This window comes from Ruegeria sp. HKCCD9138, from assembly GCF_057220975.1.
In genome coordinates, this window is sequence record NZ_JBWVAZ010000011.1 from 69,329 (window position 1) to 89,181 (window position 19,853).

The window sequence follows — 19,853 nt, forward strand, 5'->3', positions numbered from 1 at the left end:
CTTACTGCAGGTCGCTGAAGGCGTGTTTCAGACGGGCGCAAGCATCTTCGACCCGCGCACGTTGCGTCGCCAGGTTGAACCGCTCGAAGGTTTCGCCTCCGGTCCCGAAGCCCGGGCCTGACGAGGTTGCTATCTTCGCGTCTTCCCGCAGTCGGCGCACGAACTCGTCGTGATCCATACCCGTGCCTGAAAAGTCGACCCAGGCCAGATAAGTTGCCTGCAACGGCATGGACCACAGCCCCGGGATTTCCGCGATGGTGTCATCAAACAAACGCCGGTTCTCGGTCAGATGCGCGATCTGTGCGTCAACCCATTCCGCCCCTTCAGGGCTGTACGCTGCGGTGATCATGGCGATGCCCAATGCGCCGGGATCATAATCCAACGTGTACAACCGGTGCCGCATTTCGGCTCGCAGATTGGCATCCGGTATGATCATGTTGCCGGTGCGCTGCCCGGCAACATTGAAAGTCTTGGACGCAGCGGTCAGCACCACCGTCCGGGCATGCATTTCGGGCGCGGCCACGTTCATGGGCACGAATTTCCGGTCAGGATAAACCAGATCATGATGAACTTCGTCCGATACCAGAAGCAGCCCGTTTCGTTCGGCAAAAGCGGCCACGGCGCGCAGCTCATCCGGAGTCCATACCCGCCCCGAGGGATTCTGTGGTGAGCACCAGAGAAGCAGTTTTTCCGACCCGTCCAGTCGTGATTGAGCATCGTCCAGATCAACGCCATAGCTGTCGCCATCGCGAACCAGCGGGCATTCCACAACTTTGCGCCCGGCCTTGTTAATCTTGTGGGCGAATTCATGATAAACGGGCGAGAAAATGACGACACCGTCACCGGGCTCGGTCCAGAGGTCCAGACACAGCGCAATCGCATTGCCCAGGCCCTGAGTGGTCAGGATCCAGTCGGTTTCGATCTCCCAGCCGTGGCGGTTCTTCATCCACCACTGTACGGCTGCCAGATAGTCGGGATGCATCCAGGAATACCCGAACACCCCGTGTTCAGCCGCCTTTCGCACCGCTTCGATCACGCAAGGGGCTGTCGGGTAATCGGAATCCGCTGTCCACATGGCCAGCCCGTCCTCGGACGAAACGCCGTACAGCTTTTCCATCTTGTCCCATTTTGAACTGTTGGTTCCCCGGCGGTCGATCAGGTCGTTGAAAGTCATGTCTGCTCCATCTGTCCCGGCGAAAGCTAACCGCAATTTGCGCAGGTGCAAGGGGGGCGTTGCGGCGGCGGGCGTGATGGCCTAAATCAGCCTCATGAAACGCAATATCCTGATCCACCCCGATCCCCGCCTGAAAAAGGTCTGCGCGCCGGTGGCCGACATCACCGATGATCTGCGCAAGCTGGCCGACGACATGCTGGAGACGATGTATGACGCGCCCGGAATAGGCTTGGCGGCACCCCAGGTTGGCGTGCTGGACCGGTTAATCGTGATTGATTGCGTCAAAGAGGAAGGCGAAGCGCCCCGCCCGCTGATCATGTTCAATCCCGAAGTCATTTCGGCCTCGGATGAAACCAGCGTCTATGAGGAAGGCTGCCTGTCGATTCCGGAACAATATGCCGAAGTCACCCGCCCCAAAGTGGTCGAAGTCGCCTGGATGGATCAGAACGGCGATGCGCGGCAAGAGGTGTTCGACGGCCTTTGGGCGACTTGCGTGCAGCATGAGATTGATCACCTGAATGGAAAACTGTTCATCGACTACCTCAAACCGCTCAAACGTCAGATGATCACGCGCAAGATGCAGAAGCTGAAACGCGAACGAGCCCGCGCATGACCATTCGCACGTGCCTGCCGTGGCCAGACAAGCGCCTGCGGAGCAAAGCCGATGACGTGGCCGAAATCACGGATGAGGTCCGGGCCATCTGGGACGACATGATCGACACGATGGAGGCAATGCCGGGCGTCGGACTGGCGGCACCGCAGATCGGTGTGATGTTGCGGATGGCCGTTGTCGACGGGTCGGCCGAACGGGGGCGGGTGGTGCGGCTTGCGAACCCGGAAATCCTGCATAGCTCGATCGAGCTGCGCGAGCATGAAGAAGCCAGCCCGAATCTGCCCGGTGTGTCAGCCAAGTTGAAGCGTCCGCGCGCCGTGACGGTCAAATTTCTGAACGAAAAGGGAATGGTCGACCGACGCGATTTTGTCGGCATCGAAGCCACCAGCGTACAGCATCAGATCGACCATCTGAACGGAAAGATGTATTTCGACCGGCTCAGCAAGGTCAAACGCGACATGCTGCTGCGCAAGGCCAAAAAGATGGGGTAAACCCCATTCTTCGGAGGGACGGATGCGAATAGTTTTCATGGGTACGCCCGAATTCTCGGTCCCGGTCCTTGACGCGTTGGTCGACGCGGGGCACGAGATCGCTGCCGTTTACTGCCAGCCGCCGCGCCCGGCCGGACGGGGCAAGAAGGATCGCCCAACACCGGTCCACGCAAGGGCCGATGCGCTTGGGTTGGTTGTGCGTCACCCGGTTTCATTGAAATCGGCAGAGGAACAGTCGGCGTTCAAAGCCCTGAATGCGGATGTTGCGGTTGTCGTTGCGTATGGCCTAATATTGCCGCAACCAATCCTGCATGCTCCGACGCGTGGCTGTCTGAACATTCATGCCAGCCTTTTGCCGCGCTGGCGCGGAGCCGCTCCGATCCATCGCGCGATCATGTCGGGAGATGCGGAAACCGGCATCTGCATCATGCAGATGGAGGCCGGGCTGGATACCGGACCGGTGCTGCTGCGCAGGGCTACAAATATTGAGCCGCTGGAAACCACGGCACAATTGCACGACCGTCTTTCGTCGATGGGTGCGAAACTGATCGTTGAAGCACTGAATCGCCTGCCCGAGCTGACGCCCGAGCCACAGCCTGAGGATGGCGTGACCTATGCCGCCAAGATCGACAAATCCGAGGCGCGCATCGACTGGACCCGACCGGCGGCAGAGGTCGATCGTCAGATCCGCGGCCTGTCGCCCTTTCCCGGCGCATGGACCGAGTTGAACGGAGAACGCGTGAAGCTGCTGGCTTCGCGTCTGGCCGAAGGGCAGGGCGTACCAGGTGAAGTGCTTGACGACCAATTGCGCGTAGCGTGCGGCGACGGCGCGGTCGAACTGCTGCGCTTGCAAAGAGCGGGCAAAGGCGCACAGGATAGGGAAACATTCTTGCGGGGGTGGCCCATAGTGGCCGGCGCTCGCCTGTCATCGGAGTAGGCCTTTATGTTCATGATCCTGATGGGCACCGTCGTGATTGCCGGGATTGTGGGCTATGTGTCCGAAAAGACGGGATTTACTCACAACGGGTACCTGCAATCGATCATCATTTGCGTTGGTGGTGCGTTCCTGTTCTATTTCGCCCGTATCATGTTCGGCATCAGTTTTGGCCCGCCCGGACTGGATGCGATACTGTCTTCCATCGGCGCGCTGATCATCGTCCCGACCCATTGGAGAAAATGACATGCCTGTCGTCGCCCTGATCGTCATCGGTGCTGCTGCCGGGTTTCTGGCGACCCGTCTGATGCGGATCGAGGCTGACATTCCAACGACAATGCTGATCGGCATCATCGGAGCCCTAATCGGCGGCCTCCTGCTACGCGCCCTGTTGGCGATAATGGGCTGGCTGTCAGGCTTTGTCGGGGCGGTTCTGGGTGCACTGCTGGTTATCTGGATCTGGCAGACCTATCTGCGGCGCTAAAACTGCGAAGCAATCTGTGCGTTGCCGCCAGCAATTGTGAACCTTCCAAGCAGGTCGGGGTGCGATCTTAGGGTAAGTCGCTGTTGAAGATGGAAATCTTGACCTTCCAGGCGCCATCAGTTTGGCGCTGCAGGATGTTAACAAACTTGCCCTGCTCCGGTGGGTCCGTATCAGCAATGGCATATGTTCCAACCTGATAGGCCATGTCGCCTTCCACACCGTAGTCGATCAGTTCATTGGTGTGGGTGCCGCCGGTGTTTTCCTTTATTCGCGACCTGTACGTTTCCAGGAACGCTGCTTTGCCGCGGGTCATGGGCTCGTCAGGCGGCATCAGCATGATGTCATCGGTGAAGAATTCCGCGCACCCTTCAGCATCACCCCTGTTAAACGCCTCGTTATAGGCTGCGTCGAAGTCCTCCAGCATCTTTTTCATATCCATGGGCTTCTCCCGGTGGCAATCGAATCCGTGAAACTATTGCTGTATCGTGCCACAACCCGGCGTTTTGCCAAACCAACCGGCACTGGTTGCGTCGACAGCAAGTCCGCAAGCGCAAATATCGGATAGCGGCGAATACAGGCTTCAGCAGCTCAACTGCGTGGCGGGCGGCTTTTGTAAACGGGCAGTTGCCAGCCAAATAGCAGTGATCCCGCTCGAAGCGCCCAACAGATCAGTGCACAGGCTGTCAGTGCCACCAACTCTTCCAACCCGAGGCGGGCCACCAGAACAGCGGCCATTGCGCCTGCAAAGGCGCAGGACACGTACAGTTCCCCCTGTTTGAGAACCAGAGGCACCTCGTTGCAGACCACGTCGCGCATCAGACCACCCAAACAGCCGGTGCTGATACCCATCAAAACAACGATCACACCGGACTGATCCAGGGCAAGTGCAACGCCTGTACCGGCGGCGGCGGCGATAGACAGGGCGAAACTGTCCAACCAAATCAGCCATCTATAGCGGCTTTCGACCAGATGCGCGGTAAAGAACACCAATACCGCCGCACCGACGGCAATCAGGATGTAATAGGGCTGCCCGACCCAGAAGACCGGGTGCCTGTCCAGAAAAAGGTCTCGCACCGTGCCGCCGCCAACGGCTGTCAAGCAGGCGATAAAGGCGAAGCCGACCAGATCCAGCTGCGCCCGGCTTGCCACCAGCGCGCCCGTCAGTGCAAAGACCAGAACCGAGGCGTAGTCCAGCAGCGCAAGACCGCTCACGTCTTGGCCTTGTTCGGTTTGAAGGGCGCCATACCTGCACGGGCCAATTCGTCGGCCTTTTCGTTTTCCGGGTGGCCTGCATGACCTTTGACCCATTCCCAGGTCACGTCATGCCGCGTCTGCGCTTCGTCCAGGCGCTGCCACAGGTCAACATTTTTCACCGGTTTCTTGTTCGAGGTTTTCCAGCCGTTCCGCTTCCAGCCGAAAATCCAGCCCGTCACCCCGTTTTTTACATAGGCGCTGTCGGTCACGATGGTGATTTTTGACGGGCGGTCCAGCGTCTCGAGCGCACTGATGGCGGCAAGAAGTTCCATCCGGTTGTTTGTTGTCTCGGCCTCGCCGCCATTCAACTCGCGCTCTTTCAGAACGGAACCTCCATCCATCGCGCGCAGCAGCACGCCCCAGCCTCCGGGGCCGGGGTTGCCGGAACAGGCACCATCAGTATAGGCGAACAGCTCAGGCATGGCTTGCCAATCCGATCCAGTCCGACACTGATCCATCCAGCCCGGTTCCGCTGCCCAAGCGCCGGTCGGTTACGGTAAAGCCCGCCTCTTGCATATAGGTCTTCAACTCGTCCTCGCTGTAATAGCTGTAGTAGCGCCCGAGCCGGTCCGGCCCTTCGCCTTGTCCCAGTTTCATCGCGATATAGAATTGTCCGCCGGGTTTCAGCGCCCGACGGATCGCTGCAAGGTGGGTTGCAAAACTGGCGCGCGGGGCGTGCAAAAGGCTGAAATTGGCCCAGATACCGTCGTATTTGGCGACGGCATTCAGGTTCGAGAATGTGGCCTGCCAGGCGGTGACGCAAGCATGAGCCGACGCCAGCCGAACCATCTCGGCCGAGGCATCGACGGCATCAACTTTCAGCCCTGCCTGCGCCATCACTGCCGCCGATGCACCGGGGCCGCATCCCAGATCCAGCACGCGACCGCCGACGCTCAGGGCTTCGATAAAGCGGGTCAGCTGTGGGTCGCCGGTATTGTCCGCATCCGTCAGATCGGAGTAGCGGCTCGCCTGCGCGTCATAGACGGAAATGGTGTCACGATCACTCATAGATATACCCCGACCGAAAGACACAGAACCACAATTGAAGTCAGCAGGAGGCGCAGTTTCAACCACCAGCGCGGAGCCAGCCGCCAGTACCAGAACACGGCGTCCAACAGGAGGAGACCGACAAACCCAACGATCAGGTTGATGCCCGCGCTGACAGGTCCTCCGCCGGTCATGAAGAACGCCCACAAAGCAGGGAGAACCGACAGGGTATAGCACGTCGCGGCCTTGCTGCCCGAGGTTTTGGTCGCAAAACCCCATAGAATACCGGCCATAAAGCTGAGGATCACGGCTCCGTAAAACAGCTGGACATAAGGCCCAACAAACCGTGGCCCCAGGGATCGTGTTCCCCACGCCTGCAAGTCAGTGTTCAAATAGGTCAGGGCGCCCCAGAAAAACGGGATCAGACCTGCCAGCCCGAGAAAAAGCGGTGCCCGTGGCACGCCATTCATGCGGGTTCTCTCAGGACGCGGGGCACCTTGAACTCGACATTTTCGACGGCAGTTTCCACCAGTTCGACTGTGACGTCATAATGGGCGCGGAAGGCGTCGATGACTTCGTCGACCAGAACTTCCGGGGCCGAAGCGCCTGCGGTGATGGCGACGCTTGAGATCCCTTCCAGCGCGCGCCAATCGATTTCCGTGGCACGCTGCACCAACTGCGCATAGTTGCACCCGGCGCGCGATGCGACCTCGACAAGTCGGCGCGAGTTGGACGAGTTCGGCGCACCGACCACCAACAGGGCGTCCGACTTTGGGGCAACCGCCTTGACGGCCTCCTGCCGATTGGTCGTGGCGTAGCAGATGTCTTCCTTATGCGGCCCGACAATGGCCGGAAACCGTTTCTCGAGCGCTGTGATGATGTCTTTGGTGTCATCCACGGACAAGGTGGTCTGGGTGACGAAGGCCAGCTTTCCGGGATCGCGCACCTGCACCGCGGCCACGTCTTCGACGGTTTCGACCAGCAGAACCTCGCCTTCGGGCAGTTGCCCCATGGTGCCGACTGTTTCGGGATGTCCTTTGTGCCCGATCATGATCATCTGCAAACCCGCATCCGCGTGACGCTGGGCTTCGACATGGACCTTCGACACCAGCGGGCAGGTGGCATCGACATAAATCATTTGGCGTTTTGCGGCCGTCGCCGGCACAGATTTCGGAACGCCATGGGCGGAGAAGATCACCGGACGGTCGTCGGGACATTCGTCCAGCTCCTCGACGAACACGGCCCCTTTTGCACGCAGCCCGTCGACTACGAATTTGTTGTGCACGATCTCATGGCGCACATAGACAGGCGGGCCCCATTTCTGCAAGGCCATCTCCACGATCTTGATTGCGCGGTCCACGCCGGCGCAAAACCCGCGCGGGGCTGCAAGGTAAAGTGTCAGTGGCGGCTTGGTCATACATCTGTCTCCTTGAGAGACAGGTAAGTCTTTTCATTGCCATGGTCCAGACAGCAACGCGTCATTTACCTGACATGAATCACTGCTATCAAATTGATGTTTGAGTACGAACCCATAGTTAAAGTAGCGCGGCCAGGATGAACAATCCTGACCGTGCTTTTTTACCCCCAAGGTGAGCTGTCGTGGGCTCAGAGCCCGCCGGCGGCTGCGACGCTGCGCGGTTCGGACGGCATCTCGCGCGGAGGACGGCCGATCACGTCGCGCAGATCCTCCAGTTCGATGAAGTTGTCGGCCTGGCGGCGCAACTCGTCCGAGATCATCGGCGGTTGGCTGCGGATGGTCGAAACGACCGAAACACGCACGCCCTGACGTTGCAGGCTGGCGATCAGCGGGCGAAAATCCCCATCGCCCGAGAACAGCACAATATGGTCGACCCGTGGCGCCAGTTCCATGGCATCAACGGTCAGTTCGATGTCCATGTTGCCTTTGACCTTCCGACGCCCCATCGCGTCAGTGTATTCCTTGGCCGGTTTTGTCACCATGGTGAAACCGTTGTAGTGCAACCAGTCTACCAGTGGGCGGATAGGGGAGTATTCGTCATTTTCCAGTAGCGCGGTGTAATAGAAAGCTCTAAGCAGTTTACCTCTGCGCATGAATTCCTGCCGCAGCAACTTGTAGTCTATGTCAAACCCCAGTGCTTTTGCGGCTGCGTAAAGATTCGAGCCATCGATGAACAGCGCTAGCCGTTCGTCCTTATAAAACATAAATAGGTCCTTCCGGTATAAACCATCGCGCCGTGTGATTCCGTGAGTGAGAAAAAAATGGTCGGCACAATGGTAAGCCTAAAATAGGTCTTTTGGGCTTAATCGCAAGTATTCTCTGCGCTGAATATAGGGGTAATAATGGCAAAAACTCAGTCAAAAGCCATCGTGGCTCTGGGGGCAAATCTCAGTTTGAGACATCAAGGGCCCAAGGTGACACTAGAGCAGGCTTTGGGCGCCATGGATAAGGCTGGTCTGGTGATTCGCGCGGCCAGCAGGTTCTTTGCCACGCCCTGTTTTCCCGCAGGGGCGGGACCGGATTACGTCAATTCTGCGGCCATGATTGAAACGGATTTGACGCCGCAGGCTGTACTGCAGGTGCTGCATGAAATCGAGCATGAATTCGGCCGGGCTCGGGTTCAGCGTTGGGGGATGCGGACGCTGGATCTTGATCTGGTGTGCTGGGAAGATCGCGTGTTACCTGACCGCACGGAATACAATCGTTGGCGAACGCTTTCCAACGAAGACCAGATGCAGCAGGCACCGGATCAATTGGTCCTGCCGCATCCGCGTCTGCAGGACCGGGCGTTTGTTTTGGTTCCGATGGCCGATGTTGCGCCCGACTGGCTGCATCCTGTGTTGGGGAAGACAGTCACAGAGATGCTGGCAGCACTGCCGCCTAAGGATGTCGCCTCGGTGACGCCGCTGTGATCCTTGCATTTGCGGCATTTCCTGCTTGTCAAGGCGGGGAATCACGCTTAGATAAACCCCTTCTTGCCACGGATTCATTTACGGAGAGCGCCTCATGGCCCGCGTTACGGTCGAAGATTGTGTAGACAAGGTTCCGAACCGGTTCGAACTGGTGATGCTTGCCGCCCACCGGGCGCGCGAGATTTCCGCCGGTGCGGCGATCACCGTGGACCGCGACAACGACAAGAATCCCGTCGTGTCGCTGCGCGAAATTGCCGACGAAACCCAGAGCGCGGACGAACTGCGCGAACGCCTGATCGAGGCCAACCAGACCCAGATCGAGGTTGATGAGCCGGAAGAAGATCAGATGGCGCTGCTGATGGGTGCGGAGTCGGACAAGCCTGCCGATGACGATATGTCGGAAGAAAAGCTCCTGCGCGCTCTGATGGAGGCTCAAGGCCAGGGGTAATCCCCAAACACGAAGGTGCGGACCGGATGATATCTGCTGACGACCTGATTGCGCTGGTCCGCAACTACAACCCAAAGACAAATGCCGAGCGCATCGCAAAAGCCTATGAGTTCGGCCAGCAGATGCACGATGGGCAGTTCCGCCATTCCGGCGAACCGTATTTCAGCCATCCGGTTGCCGTAGCTGCGATCCTGACCGAACAACGTCTGGACGATGCAACGATCATTACGGCCCTTCTTCACGACACGATTGAAGACACCAAAGCCAGCTACGGCAAAATCTCCGAACTGTTCGGGGAAGAGGTCGCCAAGCTGGTCGATGGCGTAACCAAGCTGACCAATCTGCAGCTGTCCAGCCGTGAAACCAAACAGGCCGAGAACTTCCGCAAGCTGTTCATGGCCATGTCAAAGGATCTGCGGGTCATTCTGGTCAAGCTTGCCGACCGTCTGCACAATATGCGCACGATCAAGGCGATGCGGCCCGAAAAACAGGTCGTGAAGGCGCGGGAAACGATGGACATCTACGCGCCGCTTGCGGGCCGAATGGGTATGCAATGGATGCGGGAAGAACTGGAGGACCTTGCTTTCCGCGTTCTGAACCCCGAAGGCCGCCAGTCGATCATTCGCCGCTTCATCACTCTGCAACGGGAAACTGGCGACGTGATCCATCGGATCACCGGCGACATGCGTCACGAACTGGATAAGGCCGGGATTGAGGCTGAGGTCTTTGGCCGCGCTAAGAAGCCTTATTCGATCTGGCGCAAGATGCAGGAGAAGGACCAGGGCTTCTCGCGCCTGTCGGACATCTATGGTTTCCGCATCATTACCGGATCTGAAGAGGATTGTTATCGCACCCTTGGTGCCATCCATCAGCGGTGGCGCGCGGTGCCGGGTCGCTTCAAGGACTATATCAGCCAGCCGAAATCGAATGGTTATCGCTCGATCCATACCACGGTATCGGGGCGTGACGGCAAACGGGTCGAGGTGCAGATCCGCACCCGCCAGATGCACGATGTGGCCGAAACCGGTGTTGCGGCGCACTGGTCCTATCGTGACGGTGTGCGCTCGGAGAACCCATTTGCGGTCGATCCGGCCAAGTGGATTGCGAACCTGACAGAGCAATTCGACAGCGAGGATGATCACGAAGACTTCCTCGAAGCGGTCAAGCTGGAGATGTATTCGGACCAGGTGTTCTGCTTTACGCCAAAGGGCGACGTGGTGAAACTGCCGCGGGGGGCAACGCCGATCGACTTTGCTTACGCCATCCACACGCGTATCGGTCATGCATGTGTCGGGGCCAAGGTGGACGGTATTCGCGTGCCTTTGTGGACGCGGATCAAGAACGGACAATCCGTGGACATCATCACCGCTGACGGCCAGACGCCTCAGGTTACTTGGCTTGAGATCGCCGTTACAGGCAAGGCCAGGACAGCCATTCGCCGTGCTCTGCGTGAAGTAGACCGAGAGCGTTTCATCAAACTGGGTAAGGAGCTTGCCCGGTCGGGATTTGAACATGTTGGCCGCAAGGCAACCGACAAGGCATTGGAAACGGCTGCCAAACACCTGCGCCTCAAGGATCGTGATGAGTTGCTGGCGCGACTTGGCAGCGCAGAACTGACAGCGCACGATGTGGTCAGCGCGGTTTATCCTGAACTGACACAGGATGATGGGGACGCGATCCCCATGCGTCGCGCGGTGATCGGTCTGGAACCGGGGCAGAAGTTTGACCGCGCACCCTGTTGTCAGCCCCTGCCGGGCGAACGCATCGTCGGGATCACCTATCGCGGCAAAGGCGTGGTCGTACACGCCATCGATTGTGACCGGCTTACGGAATTCGAAAGCGAGCCGGATCGCTGGGTCGATCTGCATTGGCACTCGGGCACGCACCCGGCCATCTACGGTGCTACGCTGGACCTGACCATTGGCAACGACGCGGGTGTCCTGGGGCGTATTTGCACATTGATCGGTGAGAAAAAGGCCAATATCTCGAATCTTGAGTTTGTTGACCGCAAACCGGACTTTTACCGCCTGCTGATCAGCGTCGAACTGCGAGATCTGGAGCAGTTGCATTCCCTGATGCTGATGCTTGAGGCGGAAAGCGATGTGGCTGCGGTGGAACGGTATCGGGATCGGACGAAAGCCGCAGTGGCGGCAGGCTGAGAAAGGGTGATCAGGAGTGGTTTTCAAGCGCCGAGATCGACGCTCGCCTGTCCAGATCGCTTCGGAATTCGTGTATCCGCGTGGCGGCTGGACCCGCGCTTTTCACTACGTCAAACATCGGGTTCGGCGACTGCCAGATTCCCCTGAACGGATCGCGCGGGGCATTGGTGCAGGCGTATTTGCTGCGTTCACCCCGTTTTACGGCATGCATTTTGTTGTTGCCGCCGTGCTGGCCCGGTTGATCAACGGCAATATCCTGGCTGCGCTCAGCGGCACATTCTTCGGCAATCCGCTGACCTATGTGCCCATAGGGGTAATCTGCTTGCAGACCGGTCATTTCCTTTTAGGGACCAACTTTGAAAAGGGCGACACCCATGGGTTGATGGGAAAATTCGCCGATGCACTGGGTGATCTGAAGAACAATTTCCTGGCGATCTTCAGCGACCGTGTTGCGGACTGGCGCGGGCTCGAGGTGTTTTATCATGAGGTGTTTTTTCCCTACATGATCGGCGGGATCGTTCCGGGTATCGTGGCCGGGGTGATCTGCGCATATCTCAGCCTGCCATTGATCCGAACGTACCAGCAGCGCCGTCGCGCCAGGATCAAGGCAAAATTTGAGCAAATCAAACGTTTGGCGCAGGCAGAGGCTGCCGTTCCTGCGACAAACCCACTAGGCTCGGCCGAAGGGCCAAATAAGGATTCGAATGATGTCTGACCGCCACCTGCGACTTGGTGTGAATATCGATCACGTAGCCACCGTGCGTAACGCACGTGGCGGGGATTATCCAGATCCGTTGCGTGCCGCCAAACTCGCCGAAGAAGCCGGTGCTGACGGCATCACCGCGCACCTGCGCGAAGACCGCCGCCACATCTCGGACGCAGATATCGATGGTCTGATGGAGGTGCTTACCGTGCCTCTGAACTTTGAAATGGCCGCAACTCCAGAAATGCAAGAGATTGCCCTGCGCCACAAACCGCATGCCGTTTGCATCGTGCCGGAAAAGCGCGAGGAACGCACGACCGAAGGCGGGCTTGAAGTCGCGCGAGAAGAAAACAAGCTGGCCCATTTCATTGCGCCCCTGCGCGATGTCGGCTGCCGCGTGTCGATCTTCATCGCCGCCGACCAGCGCCAGATCGAGGCCGCCCATCGTATCGGGGCCGAGGTGATCGAGCTTCACACGGGCGCCTATTGTGACGCCTATGCCGAAGGCAAATTGGAAGAAGCCGCGCGGGAACTGGAAGCGCTGCGCGAGATGTCGGGCTTTGCCCACTCGCTGGGTCTTGAGGTTCACGCCGGTCACGGCCTGACCTATGAGACCGTAAAGCCCGTTGCGGCCTTCCCCGAGGTGAAAGAGCTGAACATCGGCCACTTTCTGATCGGCGAAGCGATCTTTCTGGGTCTGACCCCGGCCATCACCGAGATGCGCCGGTTGATGGACGAGGCGCGGGCATGATCACACCCGGTTTCATTGCCATCTGGATTGCCTGGCTGATGGCCGGGGGCTCGCCCGGACCTGCGACGATGGGTATTGCCGGAACCGCGATGAACGAGGGCCGTCGAGCCGGATTGACTTTCGCACTGGGTATTTGTGCAGGGTCGGCCGCCTGGGGTATCGCCGCCGCCTTGGGATTGTCGGCCATCATGCTGGCTAATGTCTGGGTGTTCGAAGTGATCCGATATGTTGGTGTGGCCTATCTGGGCTGGCTGGCGTTCAAAGCGCTTCGCCGGGCAATGACTTCTGATGAGGTCGCGCTGGGCAGGCCGGCTACAGGTTCCGCCGGTACGATATTCGCCAAGGGCGCAGCCATTCACCTGACCAACCCGAAGGCGATCCTCAGCTGGGGTTCAATTTACGCCATCGTTGCGCCGAACGACGCCAGCCTGTCGATGCTGCTTGGCTATTTCGGCCTGCTCTATGCCGGATCCCTGCTGATCTTTATCGGTTACGCATTCCTGTTTTCGTCCGAGCGTATGGTAAGCGTCTATCGCCGCGCCCGCCGCTGGTTTGATCTCGCCTTTGCCGGGTTCTTTGGATTGGCGAGCTACAAGATACTGACGGTGCGGTTGTCATGATGTGCATGACATGAAACCCGCTTCTTCGTCGCCGATCGGAATGGAGGAAATGCTATGAAAGCAGTTGCTTACCGTGGCTTTGGCCCTGCGCCCGACGTATTGGAACTGATTGACTTGCCTGATCCAGTGGCTGGACCAGGAGAGGTTCTGGTGCGGGTTCATGCGACCGGTATAAACCCTTCGGACGTCAAGCTGCGGGGCGGCGCCCGACCCGGCGCGGTCATGCAATACCCCGTCATCATTCCACATTCTGACGGTGCAGGGGTGATTGAAGCCGTTGGTGATGGTGTCGATCCGGCGCGGGTTGGCGAACGTGTCTGGATCTGGAACGGCCAATGGCAACGCGCTTTTGGCACCGGTGCCGAGTTCATTGCGGTGCCGTCAGAACAAGCCGTTTTCTTGCCAGCAACGACCAGTTTTACCGAAGCTGCGTGTTTCGGGATCCCGGCGATGACGGCATGGTATGCCTTGTATTGCGATGGCCCGATTGCAGATAAGACAATCCTGGTGACAGGGGGTGCTGGAACCGTTGGGCGGTATGCCTGCCAGATGGCCGCTTTGGGCGGCGCGCGGGTCATCACTACCGTAAGTTCCAAAGAAAAAGCCGCGCATTCCACCGCTTCCGAATGGGTGAATTATCGCACACAGAACGTCTCCGAAGCAGTGATGGACCTGACCGAAGGTGCGGGTGTTGATCGTATCGTAGAGGTGGATTTCGCCGCCAACCAGGATGCCTCGCAAGTGCTGATCCGACCGGGTGGGACGATAGCCAGCTACGCGTCGGCGTCCCAGATGCGCCCGGAACTCGATTTCTATGGGTTCATGTTCAAGAATATCAGCCTGCACATGCTAATCGTTTACCAGCTGGATGCAGTGGCGCGGCGCAAGGGCGAAGCTCAGTTACGACAGTGGCTGGAACAAAATGCACTGAAACATGCCGTTGTCGCGGCAGGACGGCTCGAAGATGCCGCCGCGGCGCATGAATTGATCGAAGCTGGGCAAAAGCTGGGAACCGTAGTGTTGGAGGTATGATATGATCCTCGGCATCGGCACAGACCTCGCGAATATCGACCGCATTCAGGGCACGCTCGACCGCTTTGGCGACCGGTTTCGCAACCGTGTTTTCACCGATATCGAGCAGCGCAAGGCTGAGAGGCGGCACGATTCCGCAGGCACCTACGCCAAGCGCTGGGCCGCGAAAGAGGCGTGCTCAAAGGCACTGGGAACCGGTCTGCGTATGGGCATCGCATGGAAGGACATGGCCGTTACCAACCTGCGCACCGGGCAGCCCGTCATGCATGTCACCGGTTGGGCCGCCGAACGTCTAAAAGAGATGACCCCTGAAGGGCATGAGGCGATCATCCACGTCACCCTGACAGATGATCACCCCTGGGCGCAGGCCTTCGTGGTGATCGAGGCGCGCCCGATCCAAGATAGCACCGCGCAGCCTTGACTTGCCCCCAGCCGACACGCATGTAGCACCCCAACGAAGCAAGGACTGGAGAGCAGTATGGCCGAGGAAGCCAAATCCGGAAGCGGGATCTGGGAGACGATCAAAACAATCGTCTACGCTCTGCTGATCGCAGGCGTATTCCGAACCCTGTTCTTTCAACCCTTCTGGATTCCCTCGGGTTCGATGAAGCAGACCCTGCTGATCGGGGATTTCCTGTTCGTCAACAAGATGGCCTATGGCTATTCCTACGCTTCATGCCCAAGCTTGATCATTCCCAGTGTCGGCCTGAATATCGATGCAGAAGATATCTGCGGCTGGATGCAGGGCGATGGCGACGGCCGCATCTGGGGTGGTGAGCCTGAACGCGGCGACGTGATCGTGTTCCGCCATCCGGTAACCGGGCGCGATTATATCAAGCGCCTGATCGGTCTGCCGGGCGACCGCATCCAGATACGCGAGGGGCAGATCATCCTGAACGGCACTCCTGTGCCGCAGCAACCCGATGGCGTGTTCACCGAGATTGCCGAGCCGCAGGGACCGCAGGGCCTTCGCCCGCGTTGCGAAAATGGTCCGGTCGGCATGGGCGGTGTCTGCGAAAAGTCCCGGCTGATCGAAACTCTGCCCAATGGTGTGTCTTACGATGTCCTAAACATCGGCAACCAGGGGTCTGACAACACGGGTGTCTACACCGTACCCGAAGGTCATTATTTCTTTATGGGCGACAACCGCGATAATTCTGCGGACAGTCGCCTGCCGCAATCCGCCGGTGGCGTTGGGTTCGTGCCGTATCAGAACCTGATTGGCCGTGCGGACCGGATCATGTTCTCGTCTGCGGGCCGTTCGATGCTGTTCTTCTGGACCTGGCGCGGCGACCGTTTCTTCAAGGCGGTCAATTGAAGCTTTCGGCTGAAATAAAGGCGTTCCAGCACAGATTGGGGTACGAATTCGACAACCCCGCTTTGCTGGTGCGGGCGCTAACACATGGGTCGGTGTCTTCCCCAACTCGTCCCGACAATCAGCGGCTGGAGTTTCTGGGCGACCGGGTGTTGGGTCTGGTGATGGCCACCGCATTGCTGGAGGCCGACAAGAATGCGTCCGAAGGCCAACTGGCCCCCCGTTTCAACGCTTTGGTCCGCAAGGAAACCTGCGCGGACGTAGCGCGCCAAATCGATCTGGGGGCGGTACTGAAACTGGGCCGGTCCGAGATGTTGTCGGGCGGCCGCCGCAAACAGGCCCTGCTGGGTGACGCGATGGAGGCGGTTATTGCCGCCGTCTACCGCGATGCCGGATTCGAAGCCGCGCGCGATGTGATCCTCCGGCTCTGGGGTGATCGGATACATAACGTCGAGGCTGATGCACGCGACGCCAAAACGTCATTGCAGGAATGGGCGCAAGCTCGTGGCCAGAAGCCACCCAGCTACATTGAAGTCAAACGCAGCGGTCCAGATCACGCCCCTGTTTTCACTATCGCTGCCCGATTGCAGGACGGCACCGAAGCGCAGGCCACCGCCGGATCGAAACGGCAGGCCGAGCAAGCCGCCGCCAAGGCGCTGTTGGAGCAATTGGGCTGACCCGCGCCCGATAAAGCTGACCGATGAAGATAAGGCCTGCCTGCAAATCGGATGCCGCCAGTCTTGCCGCACTTTCCATAGAGGTCTGGGTCGGGACGTATTTGCGGCAGGGTGTCAGCTCGATTTTTGCCGAATACGTGCTGTCGGAATTCACGGCCGCCCGGTTTGAGAGCTTGGTCGAAAGTTCAAATGATTTCATTGCGGTGTCCGAGAATTGTGACGGTATCGACGGCTTCATTCACGTGACCGAGGGTAGCATCGCGCCGGTCGCAGGGATGTCTGACGTGGAAATTGCAACTTTCTACGTACAACCGCGCCACCACGGAAAGGGCATCGGCAAAACGCTGTTGCAACAGGCCGTGGATCATTGCCGGGATATCGGTCAAAGATCTGTCTGGTTGACGACAAACTCTCAGAACGCTCCGGCGATTGAATTCTACCTGGCCCAAGGGGTTCGGCGGGTCGGAACCACGGATTTCCGTATTCATGAACAGGCATACCCAAACGACGTGTTGGCGTTATCCTTGGAGACGTCCGAGTAGGTCGGGGCTCAGGCCACGCGGATAAAACCCGTCAGCCCAGTCTTCTGATGTTCAATCACGTGGCAGTGAAACGCCCAATCACCGGGATTGTCCGCAACCAGTGCAATCTCGACGATCTCGTCCTTGAGCAGAAGCATCGTGTCCGTCATCAGCGGAGGCAGGCGGCGCAGGTTCGATTTCAGCGGCAGGAACGCCAGCCCGTGCAGATGGATCGGATGCAGATTGGGGGATTCATTCCGCAGGCGCAGAACATAGCTTTTGCCCATTTCCAACGTAGCCAGTGGACCGACACCCTGTGCCGCATCGCCGGGCCACGGTTTGCGGTTGATAGACCAGAAATTGTACCCCAGCGATCCACAAAATCCGTTTCTCGGTTCACCTCCCTCTGGCGTCCAGCCAAAGACGAACTCATGCACGTCCGCCTTCGCCAGATCCGGTTTGATCACTGGATTAGCCGGCAAAGGTCGCAGCTCATGCAGCTCGCGCGACGCGGATGCGCCAACTGCGCGCAATTGAGCCATGGCGCGATGCGACTGGCCGGGAAATTTGGCCATAAGGTCGACGGTCTGCCCCTCGTCTGACGGCATCACCACCGCAAAATCCACCCTTTGGCCGGGTGCAACCAGCAAAGGGTCGTCGGCGCTGGGCATGGGAAGGTCGATTTCGACCGGATGACCATCCCACGCAATGATCCGAGCCTCGGCACCCTCAAGATGGAGCTTGTAGATGCGCGTCGTGTCTGTGTTCACCACCCTCAGACGGACCAATCCACCGGCGTCATGGTCATAGATAGGTTTAATCAACCAGTTCGCGGTCTGCAGATTGCCAAACGTTCCGGCTCGCGCCGCGCCCCGCGCTGTATATGCGGGCAAGAACTGATCATTTTCATCTAGTCGGAAGTCACGCAGGTTGATGACCTGATCGCTGTCGAAACCGGGGTCTTCAGCCTCGGCAATCACCATAACACCGGTGAAGCCGCGGGCCATCTGATCCATGGTCATGCAATGCGGGTGATACCAATATGTACCCGCATCAGGCGGTGTGAACTCGTACTCGAACAGCTCACCTTCTCCTATCGGCATTTGCGTCAGATAAGGCACCCCGTCCATTTCATTGGCGATACGCATCCCGTGCCAATGCATCGCTGTGTAGTCCGAGGTCGCGTTTCGGACCGGTAGCCGCATTGCCTTTCCTTGCCGACCAAATAGGACCGGAGGCGGCGCCTCCGGCGAAAGGCTGACCATCCCGGTCGTAACCTGTTCCCGCAAAGTAAAGCTGGAGGGTTGTATCACCAGCTCCTGCGTATTCCCGGCCAGGCCAAAACCGCCCAGACCCAATACACCTGCTGCGGCACCGCTGCCGACAAGAAACTCACGGCGTTTCATAACCTGCCTCATGTTTTGGGTAATCGCCTGGCTGGGTCTGGCTCGGCGCCTGGCATTCCTGCCATTGTTGACGCATGGCTGCAATGCGACAAATCCCTCTGGCCCGCCGCGGCGTTCTGCGATAGGGGTGTCGACTTGTAAACAGGATCGCATTGAACATGACCACACGCGCCGGATTTATCGCCCTGATCGGTGAGCCCAACGCAGGCAAATCCACCCTTCTGAACCGCATGGTCGGGGCCAAGGTCTCGATCGTGACGCATAAGGTGCAAACCACACGCGCCCGCATCCGCGGCGTGGCGATGGAAGGTGATGCGCAACTGGTCTTCGTTGATACGCCGGGTCTTTTCAAACCCCGTCGCCGTTTGGACCGCGCCATGGTCGCGGCAGCCTGGGGCGGGGCTGCGGATGCTGATATCGTCGTGCTGTTGGTCGAGGCGCATCGCGGGATCACGGAAGGTGTCGAACGCATCCTCGAAGGTCTGGACGAGATTGGGCAGGGGCGCAGGATCGCGCTGGCGATCAACAAGATCGACAGGGTCCCGTCCGAGGCGCTTTTGACTCTGACCAGTGACCTGAACGCGCGTTATCCCTTTGCCGAAACCTTCATGATCTCGGCCGAAAAGGGTTATGGTGTCGATGACCTGCGCAAATGGCTGGCCTCTGAACTGCCCGAAGGGCCTTGGCTCTACCCCGAAGATCAGATCGCAGATCTGCCTCTGCGCATGATCGCCGCAGAGATGACACGCGAGAAACTGACGCTGCGCCTGCATCAGGAACTGCCCTATCAACTGACGGTCGAGACCGAAAGCTGGGAGGAACGCAAAGACGGTTCGGCCAAGATCGATCAGGTCATCTATGTCATGCGCGATGGACACAAGGGCATCGTTCTGGGTAAGCGCGGCGAGACGATCAAGGCAGTTAGCCAAGCCGCACGGGCCGAGCTGGAAGAATTCCTCGACCGGAAGATCCACCTGTTCCTGCAAGTGAAAGTCAGGCCCAACTGGCTCGAAGAATCCGAGCGCTATTCGGAAATGGGCCTGGACTTCAAAGACGGCAACGCATGAGCCGCCTGACGGCTGAATTCTGGGTGCACGCTTATCTGGCGCGGTTGCGATTTCAGGAAATCCCGGCATTTGTCGTGGCTCACGGAGATGACACGGCTGGTGCGGTTCTGGTCAAGCTCAACACTCTGGACGGGCAGGCCGTCGCGTTCCAGCGCAGTTTCGACCTGATGAGCGGCGAGCGGAAATGGGTTGAGCTCTCTGGCGGCCCCGAAGCCGAGGTTGACGACGCCATCCAACGTCAGCGCAGCTTTGACCCCGACCTCTGGGTGATTGAGGTCGAGGACCGGCAGGGACGGCATCTGTTGGGGGAAGAGGGGCTGGACTAGCT

The 19,853-nt window shown here is 58.9% G+C and carries 27 protein-coding genes; 18 read left to right on the plus strand and 9 right to left on the minus strand.

The genetic code is table 11. The features are described 5' to 3' along the window. Position 1: 1 nt before the first annotated feature. Positions 2 to 1,174, minus strand: a complete 1,173-nt coding sequence (locus tag AC2TEL_RS17365; RefSeq protein ID WP_480905668.1) for a MalY/PatB family protein — start codon at positions 1,172 to 1,174, stop codon at positions 2 to 4. Between the two features lie 94 nt (positions 1,175 to 1,268). On the opposite strand from AC2TEL_RS17365, the gene def (AC2TEL_RS17370) reads away from it, so the two are divergent. From def (AC2TEL_RS17370) to AC2TEL_RS17390, 5 genes are read left to right on the plus strand one after another with little or no spacing between them, the layout of a single operon-like run. Beyond that, positions 1,269 to 1,787, plus strand: coding sequence for a peptide deformylase (def, locus tag AC2TEL_RS17370; protein ID WP_480905671.1), 519 nt, complete (start codon positions 1,269 to 1,271; stop codon positions 1,785 to 1,787). Further along, positions 1,784 to 2,278: a peptide deformylase gene (gene def, locus AC2TEL_RS17375; RefSeq protein ID WP_480905674.1), complete on the plus strand. Its 495-nt coding sequence runs from the start codon at positions 1,784 to 1,786 to the stop codon at positions 2,276 to 2,278. Before def (AC2TEL_RS17370) ends, def (AC2TEL_RS17375) begins: the two co-directional genes overlap by 4 nt. Positions 2,279 to 2,300: 22 nt before the next feature. Further along, positions 2,301 to 3,215 (plus strand): methionyl-tRNA formyltransferase, encoded by a 915-nt coding sequence (gene fmt / locus AC2TEL_RS17380; RefSeq protein ID WP_480842834.1) that lies wholly within the window; start codon positions 2,301 to 2,303, stop codon positions 3,213 to 3,215. Between the two features lie 6 nt (positions 3,216 to 3,221). Next, positions 3,222 to 3,458 (plus strand): hypothetical protein, encoded by a 237-nt coding sequence (locus tag AC2TEL_RS17385; protein WP_480842832.1) that lies wholly within the window; start codon positions 3,222 to 3,224, stop codon positions 3,456 to 3,458. 1 nt (position 3,459) lies between these two features. Beyond that, positions 3,460 to 3,696: a GlsB/YeaQ/YmgE family stress response membrane protein gene (locus tag AC2TEL_RS17390; RefSeq protein ID WP_480842830.1), complete on the plus strand. Its 237-nt coding sequence runs from the start codon at positions 3,460 to 3,462 to the stop codon at positions 3,694 to 3,696. 67 nt (positions 3,697 to 3,763) lie between these two features. On the opposite strand, the gene AC2TEL_RS17395 is transcribed toward AC2TEL_RS17390, so the two are convergent. The 7 genes from AC2TEL_RS17395 to AC2TEL_RS17425 form a co-directional block, all read right to left on the minus strand. Beyond that, positions 3,764 to 4,135, minus strand: a complete 372-nt coding sequence (locus AC2TEL_RS17395; protein ID WP_480905677.1) for a YybH family protein — start codon at positions 4,133 to 4,135, stop codon at positions 3,764 to 3,766. A gap of 149 nt (positions 4,136 to 4,284) precedes the next feature. Continuing rightward, on the minus strand, positions 4,285 to 4,908 hold the full coding sequence (locus tag AC2TEL_RS17400) for a trimeric intracellular cation channel family protein (protein ID WP_480905679.1): 624 nt from the start codon (positions 4,906 to 4,908) through the stop codon (positions 4,285 to 4,287). After that, positions 4,905 to 5,372 carry a ribonuclease HI gene (gene rnhA, locus AC2TEL_RS17405; RefSeq protein ID WP_480862549.1) on the minus strand — a complete coding sequence of 156 codons (468 nt, stop codon included), beginning with the start codon at positions 5,370 to 5,372 and terminating at the stop codon, positions 4,905 to 4,907. The genes AC2TEL_RS17400 and rnhA overlap by 4 nt, the downstream gene beginning before the upstream one ends. After that, complete coding sequence (locus AC2TEL_RS17410; protein ID WP_480862551.1) at positions 5,365 to 5,958, minus strand: class I SAM-dependent methyltransferase; 594 nt, start codon at positions 5,956 to 5,958, stop codon at positions 5,365 to 5,367. The genes rnhA and AC2TEL_RS17410 overlap by 8 nt, the downstream gene beginning before the upstream one ends. Beyond that, the gene (locus tag AC2TEL_RS17415) at positions 5,955 to 6,407 is read right to left on the minus strand and encodes a DUF3429 domain-containing protein (protein WP_480862553.1); all 453 of its coding nucleotides are present in this window, start codon (positions 6,405 to 6,407) and stop codon (positions 5,955 to 5,957) included. Before AC2TEL_RS17415 ends, AC2TEL_RS17410 begins: the two co-directional genes overlap by 4 nt. Next, positions 6,404 to 7,354 carry a 4-hydroxy-3-methylbut-2-enyl diphosphate reductase gene (gene ispH, locus AC2TEL_RS17420; RefSeq protein WP_480842820.1) on the minus strand — a complete coding sequence of 317 codons (951 nt, stop codon included), beginning with the start codon at positions 7,352 to 7,354 and terminating at the stop codon, positions 6,404 to 6,406. Before ispH ends, AC2TEL_RS17415 begins: the two co-directional genes overlap by 4 nt. 188 nt (positions 7,355 to 7,542) lie before the next feature. After that, entirely contained in the window at positions 7,543 to 8,118 is a 576-nt protein-coding gene (locus AC2TEL_RS17425) for a LabA-like NYN domain-containing protein (RefSeq protein ID WP_424832641.1), read from the minus strand. Between the two features lie 138 nt (positions 8,119 to 8,256). On the opposite strand from AC2TEL_RS17425, the gene folK reads away from it, so the two are divergent. The 11 genes from folK (at position 8,257) to AC2TEL_RS17480 (ending at position 17,073) form a co-directional block, all read left to right on the plus strand. Next, the gene (gene folK / locus AC2TEL_RS17430; protein WP_480905683.1) at positions 8,257 to 8,826 is read left to right on the plus strand and encodes a 2-amino-4-hydroxy-6-hydroxymethyldihydropteridine diphosphokinase; all 570 of its coding nucleotides are present in this window, start codon (positions 8,257 to 8,259) and stop codon (positions 8,824 to 8,826) included. Between the two features lie 94 nt (positions 8,827 to 8,920). Further along, complete coding sequence (gene rpoZ, locus AC2TEL_RS17435) at positions 8,921 to 9,274, plus strand: DNA-directed RNA polymerase subunit omega (protein ID WP_155142277.1); 354 nt, start codon at positions 8,921 to 8,923, stop codon at positions 9,272 to 9,274. A gap of 26 nt (positions 9,275 to 9,300) precedes the next feature. Then, on the plus strand, positions 9,301 to 11,433 hold the full coding sequence (locus AC2TEL_RS17440; protein ID WP_480842816.1) for a RelA/SpoT family protein: 2,133 nt from the start codon (positions 9,301 to 9,303) through the stop codon (positions 11,431 to 11,433). Between the two features lie 16 nt (positions 11,434 to 11,449). After that, the gene (locus tag AC2TEL_RS17445; protein WP_480842814.1) at positions 11,450 to 12,148 is read left to right on the plus strand and encodes a DUF2062 domain-containing protein; all 699 of its coding nucleotides are present in this window, start codon (positions 11,450 to 11,452) and stop codon (positions 12,146 to 12,148) included. After that, complete coding sequence (locus AC2TEL_RS17450) at positions 12,141 to 12,887, plus strand: pyridoxine 5'-phosphate synthase (protein ID WP_480905685.1); 747 nt, start codon at positions 12,141 to 12,143, stop codon at positions 12,885 to 12,887. The genes AC2TEL_RS17445 and AC2TEL_RS17450 overlap by 8 nt, the downstream gene beginning before the upstream one ends. Next, a complete protein-coding gene (locus tag AC2TEL_RS17455; RefSeq protein WP_480905687.1) occupies positions 12,884 to 13,507 on the plus strand; it encodes a LysE family translocator in 624 nt (207 codons plus the stop codon). Before AC2TEL_RS17450 ends, AC2TEL_RS17455 begins: the two co-directional genes overlap by 4 nt. Positions 13,508 to 13,561: 54 nt before the next feature. Further along, positions 13,562 to 14,539 carry an NADPH:quinone reductase gene (locus tag AC2TEL_RS17460; protein ID WP_480905690.1) on the plus strand — a complete coding sequence of 326 codons (978 nt, stop codon included), beginning with the start codon at positions 13,562 to 13,564 and terminating at the stop codon, positions 14,537 to 14,539. 1 nt (position 14,540) lies between these two features. Beyond that, on the plus strand, positions 14,541 to 14,960 hold the full coding sequence (acpS, locus tag AC2TEL_RS17465; RefSeq protein WP_480842806.1) for a holo-ACP synthase: 420 nt from the start codon (positions 14,541 to 14,543) through the stop codon (positions 14,958 to 14,960). Between the two features lie 57 nt (positions 14,961 to 15,017). Further along, positions 15,018 to 15,857, plus strand: a complete 840-nt coding sequence (gene lepB, locus AC2TEL_RS17470) for a signal peptidase I (protein WP_480905693.1) — start codon at positions 15,018 to 15,020, stop codon at positions 15,855 to 15,857. Next, positions 15,854 to 16,531 (plus strand): ribonuclease III, encoded by a 678-nt coding sequence (gene rnc / locus AC2TEL_RS17475; RefSeq protein WP_480905695.1) that lies wholly within the window; start codon positions 15,854 to 15,856, stop codon positions 16,529 to 16,531. The genes lepB and rnc overlap by 4 nt, the downstream gene beginning before the upstream one ends. 23 nt (positions 16,532 to 16,554) lie before the next feature. Beyond that, positions 16,555 to 17,073: an N-acetyltransferase family protein gene (locus AC2TEL_RS17480; protein ID WP_480905697.1), complete on the plus strand. Its 519-nt coding sequence runs from the start codon at positions 16,555 to 16,557 to the stop codon at positions 17,071 to 17,073. Positions 17,074 to 17,081: 8 nt separating this feature from the next. Here AC2TEL_RS17480 and AC2TEL_RS17485 read toward each other — a convergent pair whose 3' ends face one another. Further along, positions 17,082 to 18,458: a multicopper oxidase family protein gene (locus AC2TEL_RS17485; RefSeq protein ID WP_480905700.1), complete on the minus strand. Its 1,377-nt coding sequence runs from the start codon at positions 18,456 to 18,458 to the stop codon at positions 17,082 to 17,084. A 158-nt stretch (positions 18,459 to 18,616) separates the two neighbouring features. On the opposite strand from AC2TEL_RS17485, the gene era reads away from it, so the two are divergent. Continuing rightward, positions 18,617 to 19,525, plus strand: coding sequence for a GTPase Era (gene era / locus AC2TEL_RS17490; protein WP_480905702.1), 909 nt, complete (start codon positions 18,617 to 18,619; stop codon positions 19,523 to 19,525). Beyond that, a complete protein-coding gene (locus tag AC2TEL_RS17495; protein WP_480905705.1) occupies positions 19,522 to 19,851 on the plus strand; it encodes a DUF1491 family protein in 330 nt (109 codons plus the stop codon). The genes era and AC2TEL_RS17495 overlap by 4 nt, the downstream gene beginning before the upstream one ends. Positions 19,852 to 19,853: the final 2 nt, after the last annotated feature.